Here is a 13,065-nt window from a genome sequence, read left to right as displayed (position 1 = left end):
CCTTTGCGAAGACGGCGCATCCTAGCGCGCTCCGCCCGTGGTCTCGGGACCTCGGCACAGCACCGTAGCGGGCTGTAGGATGCTGACCTCCGCGGATCGTTCCCATAGTCCACAGATGTGGACCCTCCTGTGGAGAACTTTGACGGAGGGCGCAGTGCTGTGACCGACGCTCAGCAGCTATGGGACGACTGCGCCGGCGCGATCCAGTCCCAGGTCTCCGAGGCGGTGTGGCGCACCTGGTTCGTCGGCGTCGAGCCACTCGGCCTCGTGAACGGGGAGCTGCGCCTCGCCGTGCCGAACCACCTCGTGCGCGAGCGCCTCGAGAGCCGCTTCGCGGGACTCCTGCGAGACGCCGTGCTCGATGCCGCAGGGACCGCGATCCCGATCCGCTTCGACGTCGTCACCGCCGACGACGTCGAGCGCCAGCCGGAGCCGGAGCTCGCGCGACAAGCCGGCGCCCTCGAAGCCGCGCTCCCGGAGCCGGAGGCGACGGACCGGCCGTCGCCGGGACGCTACACGTTCGAGAGCTTCGTGATCGGCCCCTCGAACCGCTTCGCGCACGCGGCATCCCTCTCGGTCGCGGAGGCGCCGGCGCGTGCCTACAACCCCCTCTTCCTGATCGGTGCCGCGGGTCTCGGCAAGACGCACCTGCTCCAGGCGATCCGCAGCTACGTCATCGACAACTTCCCCCGCCTGCACGTCCGCTACGTCTCGACGGAGACCTTCATGAACGAGTTCGTCGAGGCGATCCGGAACAACACGACGGGGGCCTTCAAGCGCCGCTACCGGGACTGCGACGTGCTGCTCATCGACGACATCCAGTTCCTCGAGGGCAAGGAGTCGCTCCAGGAGGAGTTCTTCCACACCTTCAACTCGCTGCACGAGGCCTCGAAGCAGCTCGTGCTCACCTCCGACCGCCCTCCAGGATCGATCGCCACGCTGGAGAGCCGGCTGCGGAGCCGCTTCCTGTCCGGGCTGATCGCCGACATCCAGCCACCGGAGCTCGAGACGCGCATCGCGATCCTGCGCACCAAGGCCGCTCACGAGCGCGCCGTCGTGCCCGACGACGTGCTCGAGTTCATCGCCGGCAACATCAAGGACAACATCCGCGAGCTCGAAGGCGCCCTCATCCGCGTCACCGCCTACGCGAGCCTCACCCGCCAGCCGCTCACGCTCGAGCTCGCCGAGACCGTGCTCTCCGACCTCGTCGCTCGGCCCCAGCCCCGCCGGATCACCGCGCAGCACATCCTGACGGCAACCTCCGAGCACTTCGGCTTCAGCGTGGACGAGCTGCGCAGCGCCAGCCGACGACGTCCCCTCGTCATCGCCCGCCAGATCGGCATGTACGTCTTCCGGGAGCTCACCGACTTCTCCTACCCCGCCATCGCCCGCGAGTTCGGCGGGCGCGACCACACGACGGTCATCCACGCCGTCGAGAAGATCGCCCGCCTGATGAAGGAGCGCCGGCAGGTCTACGAGCAGGTGACGGACCTCATCGTCCGCATCCGCAATGGCGAATGAGCCACGCGGGGGAAGGCGAACGGGGATTCCTGTGGACAGCGCACGCGCTCCTGTGGACCTCCGCCGACGCGTCCACAGGCAGCCTCGCGGCACCACGCGCGTCTGTGGGCGCGCCGGGGACGACGCGCGCGTCGAGACCGCCGCGTCGACCTGCGAGGATACCGCTCCGTCCACAATCCCCAGCACCTACTGCTACCGCGAACCTGCATCACACCCGACGAGGAAGGGAGTGCACGACCGGTGAAGTTCCGCGCCGAACGCGACGGCCTTCTCGAGGTGCTGAGCACCGCGAGCCGGGCAGCCGCACCGAGGTCCGCCGGCATCGCCGGGACGCCCAGCATCCAGCTCACGCTCCGCGGCAACCGTCTCGAGGCGACTGGCTCGGATCCCGACCTCGTCATCGAGGTCAGGACCGAGGTCGCGGGTGAGGCGGATGGCAGCGCCCTCGTGCCGGCGCGCCTCGCCGTCGACATCGTGCGAGCGCTCGAGCCGGGCGCGGTGAGCGTGGTCGGGAGCGAGGACGAGGTCCGTCTCGCGGCTGGTCGAGCCGAGTTCGTGGTGCGCTCCCCGCTCGGAGCGGAGATCACGCGCCTCAGCTCCGTCGGCGGGGAGGGGATCGTCCTCCCCGCGGCTCGCTTCGCCGAGGGCTTGCGCCAGGTGGTGCGTGCCGCGCTGACCGACGACACGCGCGCGCCGCAGCTCACGGGGGTGCTGATGGTGGCGACCGAGAGCGGGCTGCGCCTCGTGGCGACCGACTCGTACCGGCTCGCGTTCCGGGACCTCGTCGGGTTGAGTGCCCTCGGCGCTGGCTCGGAGGTGCTGGTGCCGGCGCGCGCGCTCGGGGAGATCCAGCGCCTCGTCGCCGGCGAGCCGGACGGCGAGGGGACGGTGGTCCTGCGCTACAGCGACCTCGACGCGGTCTTCGAGGTGGGGGACGTGCGGCTGACGACGCGCCTCCTCAAAGGTCCGTTCCCCGACTACGAACGGCTGCTGCCGCCTTCGTACCCGAACGTGCTCACGGTGGAGCGGGAGGCGTTCGGCGCGGCGCTGCGGCGGGTGCGCCTGATGGTGCGCGACGCGCGGGAGGCGAGCACCCCGGTACGGCTCACGTTCTCGGATGACGGGGTCGAGCTCACCGTCCTCACGGCCGAGAGCGGGCGCGCCAGCGAGCGGGTCGCCGGCGCGTATCGCGGCGAGGAGCTCACCGTGGCCTTCAACCCGGGCTACCTCCTCGACGGGGTCGAGGCGGTCCCAGGCGACGAGCTCCTCCTCGAGGTGATCGATGCCACGAAGCCGGCCACGCTGCGGGCCGGCTCGCAGGACGACTACCGCTACCTGCTCATGCCGGTGAGGGTTTCCTGAGCGAGATCTCCTGGGTCGCGGTCACCGACTTCCGGAACCTGGAGGCGGCCAAGCTGCACCCCGCTCGGGCCGGCCTCACGGTCGTCGCCGGTGAGAACGGCGCCGGCAAGACGAGCCTGCTCGAGGCGATCGCGTACGCGTCGACGCTCCGGTCGTTCCGATCGAGCCCGCGCGACGCGCTCGTGCGAAGCGGCGCGGCTCGAGCCTTCGTGCGCCTCGAGGCGCCGCCTCCGCCACGCCGAGCCCTCATCGAGGTGGAGATCGTCCCCGGCCGTCATGACCAGGCGTTCCTGAATCGCCAGCGGGTCGTGCGCGGCGCCGATCTCGCTGCGGCGTTCCAGGTCACGGTGTTCGCGCCCGACGACCTCGCGCTCGTGAAGGGCCCACCCGAGCGGCGCCGGGACTTCCTCGACGACCTCCTCGAGGCGAGCGACGGCCGGCTCGGCTACCTGCGGCGTCGCGTCGAGCGGGCCCTGCGCCAGCGCGCCAATCTCCTGAAGCAGGCCGGCGGGCGGGCCTCGACGGCGGTGCTCGCGAGCCTCGACGTCTGGGATGCGCAGCTCGCGCAGCTCGGCGAGGCGCTCACCGCCGAGCGCGAGCGGGTCGCGAAGACGCTCGAGCCGGCTGTCGGGGCCGCGCTCGACCGCCTCGCCGGCGCAGACCTCGGGGTGCTCGAGCTGTCCTACGAGCGCTCGTACGAGGGATGCCTGGCCGACGCGCTCGTCCGGGCACGTGCGGAGGACCTGCGGCGCGGCGTGTCGACCCTCGGCCCGCACCGCGACGAGCTCGTGGTGCGTGTCGGCGGCCTCGATGCGCGGACCCGCCTGTCACAGGGCCGCCAGCGCGCCCTCACGCTCGCGCTGCGCCTCGCGGCGCACGACCTCGTGACCGCGGCGCGCGGCAGTGCGCCGGTCCTGCTCCTCGACGATGCCTTCTCCGAGCTCGACGACCGAACCGCACGCGCGCTCGTCACCGCGCTACCCCCAGGCCAGGCGATCCTCACGACCGCGGGACCGCTGCCGACCGGGGCGGATCCCTCCCTCGTGGTGAGGCTCGTCGACGGTAGGATCCGGACGTGAGCGCCGGCGCGGGCTGGGCGTTCCCCGGGGTCGCGAGGAGCGGGGCGAGCACGGGACCGACGGCGCTCCGAGACGCGCTGCGCGCCTACCTCGCGGGCGCCGGCCTCGACGGGGCCGAGCGCCTCGCGGAGATCGCGTCCTGCTGGTACGAGGTGGTCGGGCCGCAGGTCGCCGCCCACGCCACGCCTCGACGGCTGCGCGGCGACGAGCTCACCGTGAGCGTGGACCACCCGAGCTGGGCGACGCAGCTCGCGTTCCTCGGCCCCGGCATCTGCGCGGCCCTCAACGAACGGCTCGGCACCGAGGTCGTCCAGCACCTGAACGTCCATGTCGCGGCCCGACCGGGCCTAGACTGACGAGGTCGATCCCGTCGAGCCGCCGACGCCGGGGCGGGCGGCCCGCCGGCACGCAGAGCCGTTGTAGCCGAGGAGACGCGCCCGTTGGCCCTAGACACTCAGCACGCCGTGGAGGGCGAGGCCTCCTCCTACGAGTCGAGCGACATCACGGTCCTCAAGGGCCTCGAGCCGGTCCGCCTGCGCCCGGGCATGTTCATCGGCTCGACGTCGTCGAGCGGGCTGCACCACCTCGTCTGGGAGGTCGTGGACAACTCGGTCGACGAGGCGATGCAGGGCTACTGCACGCGCATCGACGTGACGCTGCTCGCCGACGGCGGCTGTCGCGTGGCGGACGACGGCCGGGGCATCCCGGTCGATCCCCACCCCGACGATCCGACGCGAAGCGCCGCCGAGATCGTGCTCACCGTGCTGCACGCTGGGGGGAAGTTCGGCGGGTCCGGCTACAAGGTCTCCGGCGGCCTGCACGGCGTCGGCGTGTCGGTCGTGAACGCGCTGTCGCGCCGTCTCGAGCTCGAGATCGATCGCAACGGCTGGCGCCACCGGATGACCTTCGAGGACGGCGGCAAGCCAACCGGTCCGCTCGAGGTCGTGGGCCCGGCGCCGAGGGGTCGCACCGGCACGACGGTGACCTTCTGGCCCGACCCGACGATCTTCGAGGAGGTCGAGTTCCGAGCCCAGACCATCCTCGAGCGCCTGCAGATGATGGCGTTCCTCCAGCGGGGCCTCGAGATCCGCTTCACCGACGAGCGGCCGGGTCACGCCCAGCGCGAGGTCTTCCGCTACACGGGCGGGATCGAGGACTTCGTCCGTCACGTCAACGAGCCGAAGGAGGCGCTCTTCAAGAAGGTGGCCTACTTCGCGCAGAGCGAGGCGGACCAGGAGGTCGAGGTCGCGCTCCAGTGGAACACCGGCTACTACGAGGCGATCCACTCGTTCGCCAACGGAATCGCGACGCTCGAGGGCGGGATGCACGAGGAGGGATTCAAGAAGGCCCTCACGAACGTCGTCAACCGCTACGCGAGGAGCCGCAACCTGCTCAAGGAGTCGGATCCCAACCTGCTCGGCGAGGACATCCGCGAGGGTCTGACCGGGATCATCTCGGTGCGCCTGCGTGAGCCGCAGTTCGAGGGCCAGACGAAGGCGAAGCTCGGCAACGTCTCGATCCGCTCGCTCGTCGAGCGCACGACGAACGAGAAGCTCGCCGAGTGGCTCGAGGAGAACCCGCGCGAGGCCGGGCAGATCGTGCAGAAGGCGCTCCTGGCCCAGCGCGCCCGGGTCGCGGCCCGCCAGGCCCGCGAGCTCACGCGCCGCAAGTCGGCACTCGACGGCGCCGGCCTGCCGGGCAAGCTCGTCGACTGCTCCTCGCGCAACGCGCGCGAGTCCGAGCTGTTCATCGTCGAGGGCAACTCGGCCGCGGGATCGGCGAAGAACGCCCGGGACCCGCGTACGCAGGCGATCCTGCCGATCCGGGGCAAGATCCTGAACGTCGAGAAGTCCCGTGTCGACCGGATGCTCAAGAACGCGGAGATCCAGGCGCTCATCATGGCGATCGGCGCCGGGGTCGCGGACGACTTCGACCTCGCCAAGATCCGCTACCACAAGGTGATCATCCTGGCCGACGCCGACGTCGACGGGTCGCACATCCGCACCCTGCTCCTCACGTTCTTCCTCCGACAGATGAAGCCGCTCATCGAGGCCGGTCACGTCTACGTCGCGCAGCCACCGCTGTACTCGACGCTCGTCGGCAACTCCAAGGTCTACCTGAAAGATGACGCCGCGAAGGAGCGCTTCCTCGCGGAGCACCCCGGTCACAAGCAGGAGTTCCAGCGCCTGAAGGGTCTCGGCGAGATGGATTTCGCCGAGCTTCGCGACACGACGATCGATCCTGCGAAGCGGTCGCTGCTGCAGATCTCGATGGAGCAGGCGAGCATCGCCGACGAGGTCTGCTCGGTGCTCATGGGCGACGACGTCGAGGTCCGCCGCCGGTTCATCCAGACGAACGCGAAGGACGTGCGCTTCCTCGATATCTGAGACCGGCGCAGGCTGCAACGGGGACAGGCGAAGAAAGGCAGCGCGAGCGATGCCAGGAGGGCCGCAGGCGCCGCCGGCTGCACCGGCCGGAGGCGGGATCGAGCCGATCGAGATCCAAGAGGAGATGGAGCGCTCGTTCCTCGAGTACTCCATGTCCGTCATCGTGTCGCGGGCGCTGCCGGACGTGCGGGACGGCCTGAAGCCCGTGCACCGGCGCCTCCTCTACGGGATGTGGGACACGGGCCTTCGTCCCGACCGGCCGCACGTGAAGTGCGCGAAGGTCGTGGGCGACGTCATGGGCCGGTTCCATCCCCACGGGGACCAGGCGCTGTACGACGCGCTCGCCCGCATGGTGCAGGACTTCAGCCTGCGCCACCCGCTCGTGGACGGCCACGGGGACTTCGGGGCTCCCGGGCCGGACGGCGGCCCGGCGGCGATGCGCTACACGGAGTGCCGCCTCGCCCCGCTCGCGCTCAGCCTGCTCGAGGGGATCGACGAGGACACCGTCGACCGTGTCCCGAACTACGACGGCTCGGACGAGGAGCCGACCGTGCTGCCGGCCCGCTTCCCGAACCTGCTCGTCAACGGCTCGCAGGGCATCGCGGTCGGGATGGCGACGAACATCCCGCCCCACAACCTCGCTGAGGTGATCGACGCCACCCGCTACCTCCTCGCGCACCCCGACGCGGGCGCTGAGGATCTCATGCGGTTCGTGAAGGGTCCGGACTTCCCGACCGGCGGCCTCATCCTGGGCCGTGCCGGCATCCTCGACGCGTACCGGACCGGGCGCGGGTCGGTGAAGCTGCGCGCGCTCGCCGAGATCACCGAGTCCAAGGGCGCCACCCAGATCGTCGTCACCGAGATCCCCTACCAGACCTCGGTCGAGGTCATCGAGAAGCAGATCGCCGAGGCCATCGAGGCCGGTGACCTCGCCGGCATCTCGGCCGTGCACAACCTCTCGGCAGGGGGGAAGCCGCGCCTCGTCGTCACGTTGAAGCGGGATGCCAACGCCAACGTCGTGCTGAACAACCTCTTCCGGCACACGCAGCTGCAGACGAGCTTCGGCGTGCACATGCTCGCGCTCGTCGACGGCGTCCCCCGCCTCGTCAACCTCGCCCAGGCGCTGAGCGCCTACGTCGCCCACCAGGTCGACGTCGTCACCCGCCGCTCTCGCTTCCGGCTCCGGAAGGCCGAGGCCCGCGCGCACATCGTCGAGGGTCTGCTGCGTGCCATCGACATGCTCGACGCCGTCATCGCCGCGATCCGCGCCTCCGCGGACCGGCCGGCGGCGCGCGCCGCGCTCATGGGCGAACCGTTCTCCTTCAGCGAGGACCAGGCGAACCACATCCTCGACATGACCCTGGGCCGCCTGACGCGCCTCGGGCGCTCTGAGCTCGAGGAGGAGATGGCCTCGCTGCGGGCGACGATCGCGGAGCTCGAGGCCATCCTCGCGAGCCCACAGCGGCTCCGCGAGGTCATCTCCGAGGAGCTCGGCGCCATCCGGGAGCGCTTCGCCGAGGAACGACGCACCCGGATCGTGAACGACCCCGGGGAGCTCGCCGCCGAGGACCTCATCGAGGACGCCGAGGTCGTCGTGACGTTGACGCGGGCGGGCTACATCAAGGCGGTGCCGGCGGATGCCTTCCGAACCCAGTCACGCGGCGGTCGAGGCGTCCAGGGGGCCCGCCTCAAGGAGGAGGACCTCGTCTCCGACGTCGTCCACACGAGCGCGCTCGCTCACCTGCTGCTGTTCTCGAACCGGGGCAAGGTCTACCGGCTGCGCGTCCACGAGGTACCCCTGAAGGACCGCACCGCCCGAGGCACGCCAGTCGTGAACCTCGTCTCCCTGGATCCCGGCGAGCGGATCCAGGCGTTGGTTGCGACGAGAGAGTTCGACCCCGACCACTTCTTGCTCTTCGTGACGAGATCGGGTCAGGTGAAGAAGACGCCGTTCAGCGAGTACGACAAGTCCCGGCGCGAAGGATTCATCGCGATCAACCTCCACGAGGGCGACGAGCTCGTCCGCGTGCTGCCGACGAGCGGGCACGACGAGATCTTCATGATCACTCGGCACGGGATGACGATCCGCTTCCGGGAGGAGGAGGTGCGCCCGATGGGACGCGGCGCGACCGGCGTGCGCGGGATGCGGCTTCGCGCTGGCGACGAGGTCGTGTCGAGCGACGTCGCACGCGAGGGCGTCGACCTCCTCCTCGTGACCGACGCCGGCTACGGCAAGCGGACGAAGCTCGATCACTTCAACCTCCAGGGACGGGGCGGTCAGGGAGTCCGAGGGATCCGCCTCACCCAGCGCCGCGGCTACGTGGTGGCTGGCCTCATGGCGAGCCTCGAGGACGAGCTCCTCGTCGTTTCGTCAGCGGGCGTCGTCATCCGCACGGCGGTTCGCGAGATCGCCGCCCAGGGGCGCGATGCGACTGGCGTGCGCGTCATGCACCTCGACGACGGCCAGCACGTGGCCGCCGTCGCGCTCCTCACGAGCGCCGAGGTCATGGGCGCAGAGACGAGCTGAGAGGCCGGGGAAGCCGTGGTGTAGCGTGAAAACGATCCGGGGCTATAGCTCAGTCGGTTAGAGCGCAGCACTGATAATGCTGAGGTCGGTGGTTCGATTCCACCTAGCCCCACAAGAGCGGGAGGAGCCGGTACCCACCGACCGGGGAGAAGAGGTCGTCGCGTCGCCGCCCCCAGGTCGGGTCGCAACGGTCACGGGCATCGCGAGTGATGGCCGCGTCACACCTTGCGAACCTGGAGCAGCGGATGGGCCCTCGCCATCTGGTCGTAGTCGTCGTCCTGGGTCACCAGCGGCAACCCGAGGTCGATGGCGGTGGCAGCGATCATGGAATCGGTGAGTTTCACTGTGCGCTGTATGCCAGCGCTTCGGCAATCGACCACCAGACGCGCCCAAGCGCTCATGACCGTCTCGCCTATCGGGACGGGATCGATCCTGCGGGCCAACGCCAACGTGCCTGCCCGGCGCGCTCGCAGCGCGCTGTCCGCGGCACTGAGCACGCCCAGTTCGAGCTCGCCGATGGTCACGACCGAAACCGTCACCCGGTCTGGTAAGCCTCCCAGTGGCCGATCAGCCTCACGGGCGATGAAGACCGAGGTGTCGAGCAGCCCAGCCGGATCGCTCAAAGCTCGTCCAAGGTCTGCCCGGCGAGCGCCTCGAGGTCCTCACGCAGTCCCGGGTCGGCCGCGCACGCCGCCAGCTCTCGACGCAGGAGATCACCCGGGACCCACCTGCATCGCTGAGCATGAGGAACGATGTCGGCGACCGCCTCGCCATGGACGGTGAGCACCACGCGCTCTCCTGCCCGGACGGCGTCGATAACCTGGCCGGTCCGATTTCGCAGGTCGCGCACGCCGATCTCCATGTGCGACAGTGTAGCACACCGCGAGTGCTGGCCTGGGGAGGGTTCCAGCGCGCACCAGCCGCAGCTCGAGGCCCGATCCACAGACCGTGCCCACCCGACCAGCTCGGCCGTAGCGAGTCCCACCGCTCGAGAAGCAGCGAGGAGGCCTCGGTCTCCCGTCGCCAGGACGGTCTCGGCGTCGGCGACCGGACCTGCCGAGGCCAGGTGCACGGCGCGAGAGGCGCGGAGGCCGAGCTGCTCGACCAAGCCTCCGGCCTCTCGAACCAGTCCCCTGGGCACCTCGACCAGGTCGAGCGAGTCGTGGAGGCTCTCGAAGTCGCGGGCGGCCTCCCTCAGCCCTGACGCGCCGATGCGGCCGAGCCGGCGGGCCAGCGCCAGGGCTGCTCTCCGTCCTGCGTAGAGAGGCGCGACGACACGACCCGGTCGGCCTCGTCCCAGAGCCGACAACCGATCGTGCTGGAGGGCTCCTCGACGATGATGGGCACGATGGCCGAGGTGTCGGAGTAGACGATCGACGGGGCTGCTCACCGACCAGATCGCTCGCGCCCTCTCTCGGGTTCTCGACCGACGAGCAGGACTGCGGCGACCTGCCTGGAATTCCCCTTGATCGCGACGATCCGAGCGACGGCTCTGCCTCGGTCGGTTACCACGACGTCGTCGCCCTCCCGGACCCGGGCCAGGTCGTCGCTCAACGGAGCCCCCCCGGGGTTCCTTGCAGGTCCCATCGTTGGACGACGAAACGGGCGCGGCCGATACCGATGGCGCGAGGGCTCCCCGTACCGGGCTCCACGAGACGAGCAGCCAGCTCGCCGCGGCGAGTACTGATGGTCGCCTCCGAGAGCCCATCGGCTGGCAGCCGGCAGCGCGAGGATCCTTCCCTGGTCGAGGCACCGAGGTCAATACACTGGGCTGCCGAAGCGGCGGCACCCCGGCTGGCCAGGCCGGGGCCATCTCGGCACGGTGACCGTGCCTCGCGAGGTCCTTCGTGGCTATTCGGTTCGATCACACCGAGGGGGCGCCGTGGTCGGCCGCGGCCGAGCACGCCGGGCCGGGTGGGCTCACGGCGAGGCTCCCCGAGACCCGTGCCTACCGCCTGAAGCGGTGGCTGCTCGGGCCGCCCCTCGTGCGCGAGCAGCTGGCGACGGAGCGCCTGTCGAACCCCGTCGCCCTCGCCGTCCTGTCCTCGGACGTCCTGTCCTCGTCGGCGTACGCGACGGAGCAGATCCTCACCATCCTCGTGCCCGCGATCGGGCTCGCTGCGTACTCGCTGGTGGTGCCGCTGACGGTCGCGATCCTCGTCGTCCTGGCGGCTGTCACGATGTCGTACCGAGAGGTGGTCCGTGCCTACCCGAAGGCCGGCGGCGCCTACATCGTCGCGCGGGAGAACTTCGGCCTCACGGTCGCCCAGGTGGCGAGCGCGGCGCTCCTCGTCGACTACGTGCTCACGGTCGCGGTCTCGGTCGCCGCCGGCGTGGACGCCCTCGCCTCGGCCGCCCCGGCACTCGACCACTACATCACGCCGACCGCGGTGGGCGTGGTCCTGCTCATCGCCTACGGGAACCTGCGCGGCGTCCGGGAGGCCGGCCGCTCCTTCGCGGTCCCGACGTTCTTCTTCATCGCCAACATGGCGCTGCTCGTCGTCGTCGGCACGGTGCGGGCGCTCAGCGGGCGGCTGCACGCCCACCCGATCCAGCACGTCGCCGGCTCCGTTCCGATCGGAACCGGGAGCAGCGGTCTGCTGGCGGGCGCCTCGCTCTTCATCGTCCTGCGCGCTTTCGCGAGCGGCGGCTCGGCGCTCACGGGGACGGAGGCGATCTCGAACGGCGTCAGCGTCTTTCGCGACCCGCAGTCGACGAACGCGCGCAAGACCCTCGTCATGATGGCGACGATCCTCGGCTCGATGTTCCTCGGGCTGTCGGTGCTCTCGGCCATCGTGCACCCCGTGCCCTTCGTGCACGGGACGCCGACGGTGATCTCCCAGGTGGCGAAGTACGTCTACGGCACCTCGCCGCTCGGGCGCGTCGCGTACTACGCGATGCAGGTGTCGACGATGGCGATCCTCGCCCTCGCGGCCAATACGAGCTTCACCGGGTTCCCGTTCCTCGCCAGCTTCGCCGCCCAGGACGGGTTCCTGCCGCGCCAGCTCACGCGGCGCGGTCACCGGCTCGTCTTCTCGAACGGGATCATCGTCCTCACCCTCGCCTCGGTGGCGCTCCTCGTCGCCACCGACTCGCGTGTCGACTCGCTCATCGCCCTCTACGCGATCGGGGTCTTCACGGGGTTCGCCATGTCGGGGCTCGGGATGGCGAAGCACCAGCTGACCCACCGCGAGCCCGGGTGGCGGCGCCGCCTCGTCGTGACCGCGACCGCCGGGATCCTCGCGTCGATCGTCGACGCGATCTTCGTCGTCACGAAGTTCACCGAGGGTGCCTGGGTGGTCGTCGTCTTGATCCCCGTGCTCGTCGTGACCTTCGTGCGCCTCAACCGCCAGTACGAGCGGGAGCGAGACGTGCTCCGCAGCGGCGCGGCGGCGGCCGCGGAGGCGCCGGCGCTGCGCCGCCACGCCGTCTTCGTCTTCGTCGACGAGCTCGACATGGCGACCTCGCGGGCGATTCAGTACGCCCGGACGCTCAACCCCGACGAGGTACGCGCGGTGCACTTCCTCATCGACGCCCAGCACGCCGAGGCGCTCCAGCGGGAGTGGGCGCTCCTCGGCCTGACGAGGCCGAGCCTCGAGGTCGTCGACACGCCCGACCGCCGACTGGCGCGCGCCGCGCTCGAGCTCGTCGCCGAGACGGCCGCTGACGGCCAGACGGAGGTGAGCGTCCTCCTGCCCCGGCGCGCGTACGCGCGGTGGTGGGAGCGACTCCTCCACGACCACACCGCTGACCGCATCGCGCAGGTCGTGAGCCAGGTCGCCCACGTGAACGCGACGATCGTCCCCTTCCACCTGTCCGGTTCGCTCGCCGATCGCCTCCGGCGCGTCCCGCAGCGGCGTGAGCAGGGCGAGACGGGCACGTCCGCCACCCCCGCTGGCGCGGTCCCGATCGCCCAGTGCCGTTACCGCCAGCAGGTCACGGTCGCGGGACGCGTGCGCTCGGTGCGCGTCCAGCCTTGGGCCGGCAGCCCGAGCCTCGAGGTCACCCTCGTGGACGCCGCCGGCGACGCCCTCGACGTGATCTTCCTCGGCCGTCGGCGGGTACCCGGCATCCAGCCCGGCAGCCGGCTCGTCGTGACCGGGCGCGTCGGACGCCACGCCGGCCGCCTCGCGATCCTCAACCCCTTCTACGAGATCCTGTCGTCGGCTGCCGACTAGCACCCCCGGCC

The 13,065-nt window shown here is 70.7% G+C and carries 9 protein-coding genes and 1 tRNA gene; 8 read left to right on the top strand and 2 right to left on the bottom strand.

Features of this window, described 5'->3' with window-relative positions; genetic code table 11:
- The first annotated feature begins 159 nt into the window (after window positions 1-159).
- The 7 genes from dnaA to VKV23_09890 all read left to right on the top strand — a co-directional run bounded on the left by dnaA (window position 160) and on the right by VKV23_09890 (window position 8,988).
- On the top strand, window positions 160-1,521 hold the full coding sequence (gene dnaA / locus VKV23_09920) for a chromosomal replication initiator protein DnaA (protein ID HLI16353.1): 1,362 nt from the start codon (window positions 160-162) through the stop codon (window positions 1,519-1,521).
- A gap of 240 nt (window positions 1,522-1,761) precedes the next feature.
- The gene (dnaN, locus tag VKV23_09915) at window positions 1,762-2,883 is read left to right on the top strand and encodes a DNA polymerase III subunit beta (GenBank protein HLI16352.1); all 1,122 of its coding nucleotides are present in this window, start codon (window positions 1,762-1,764) and stop codon (window positions 2,881-2,883) included.
- Window positions 2,880-3,962 (top strand): DNA replication and repair protein RecF, encoded by a 1,083-nt coding sequence (gene recF, locus VKV23_09910; protein HLI16351.1) that lies wholly within the window; start codon window positions 2,880-2,882, stop codon window positions 3,960-3,962. Before dnaN ends, recF begins: the two co-directional genes overlap by 4 nt.
- Complete coding sequence (locus VKV23_09905; protein HLI16350.1) at window positions 3,959-4,318, top strand: DUF721 domain-containing protein; 360 nt, start codon at window positions 3,959-3,961, stop codon at window positions 4,316-4,318. Before recF ends, VKV23_09905 begins: the two co-directional genes overlap by 4 nt.
- Window positions 4,319-4,402: 84 nt before the next feature.
- On the top strand, window positions 4,403-6,349 hold the full coding sequence (gene gyrB, locus VKV23_09900) for a DNA topoisomerase (ATP-hydrolyzing) subunit B (GenBank protein HLI16349.1): 1,947 nt from the start codon (window positions 4,403-4,405) through the stop codon (window positions 6,347-6,349).
- Between the two features lie 49 nt (window positions 6,350-6,398).
- Window positions 6,399-8,876 carry a DNA gyrase subunit A gene (gene gyrA, locus VKV23_09895; GenBank protein HLI16348.1) on the top strand — a complete coding sequence of 826 codons (2,478 nt, stop codon included), beginning with the start codon at window positions 6,399-6,401 and terminating at the stop codon, window positions 8,874-8,876.
- Window positions 8,877-8,914: 38 nt separating this feature from the next.
- Window positions 8,915-8,988 (top strand) — tRNA-Ile (locus VKV23_09890).
- A 106-nt stretch (window positions 8,989-9,094) separates the two neighbouring features.
- On the opposite strand, the gene VKV23_09885 is transcribed toward VKV23_09890, so the two are convergent.
- Window positions 9,095-9,499, bottom strand: a complete 405-nt coding sequence (locus VKV23_09885) for a PIN domain-containing protein (GenBank protein HLI16347.1) — start codon at window positions 9,497-9,499, stop codon at window positions 9,095-9,097.
- Window positions 9,496-9,738: a type II toxin-antitoxin system prevent-host-death family antitoxin gene (locus VKV23_09880; GenBank protein HLI16346.1), complete on the bottom strand. Its 243-nt coding sequence runs from the start codon at window positions 9,736-9,738 to the stop codon at window positions 9,496-9,498. Before VKV23_09880 ends, VKV23_09885 begins: the two co-directional genes overlap by 4 nt.
- A gap of 985 nt (window positions 9,739-10,723) precedes the next feature.
- On the opposite strand from VKV23_09880, the gene VKV23_09875 reads away from it, so the two are divergent.
- The gene (locus tag VKV23_09875) at window positions 10,724-13,054 is read left to right on the top strand and encodes an amino acid permease (GenBank protein ID HLI16345.1); all 2,331 of its coding nucleotides are present in this window, start codon (window positions 10,724-10,726) and stop codon (window positions 13,052-13,054) included.
- Window positions 13,055-13,065 lie beyond the last annotated feature (11 nt).

It is taken from the genome of Acidimicrobiales bacterium, from assembly GCA_035294085.1.
GTDB lineage: Bacteria > Actinomycetota > Acidimicrobiia > Acidimicrobiales > Bog-793 > DATGLP01.
The sequence above is the reverse complement of the archived record's forward strand: the minus strand, read 5'-3'. Positions and strand labels throughout refer to the sequence as shown.

Excerpts from the sequence above, each read along its gene's own strand:
- gyrA (HLI16348.1), top strand. The coding sequence starts at position 6,399 with ATGCCAGGAGGGCCGCAGGCGCCGCCGGCTGCACCGGCCGGAGGCGGG.
- VKV23_09880 (HLI16346.1), bottom strand. The coding sequence starts at position 9,738 with ATGGAGATCGGCGTGCGCGACCTGCGAAATCGGACCGGCCAGGTTATC.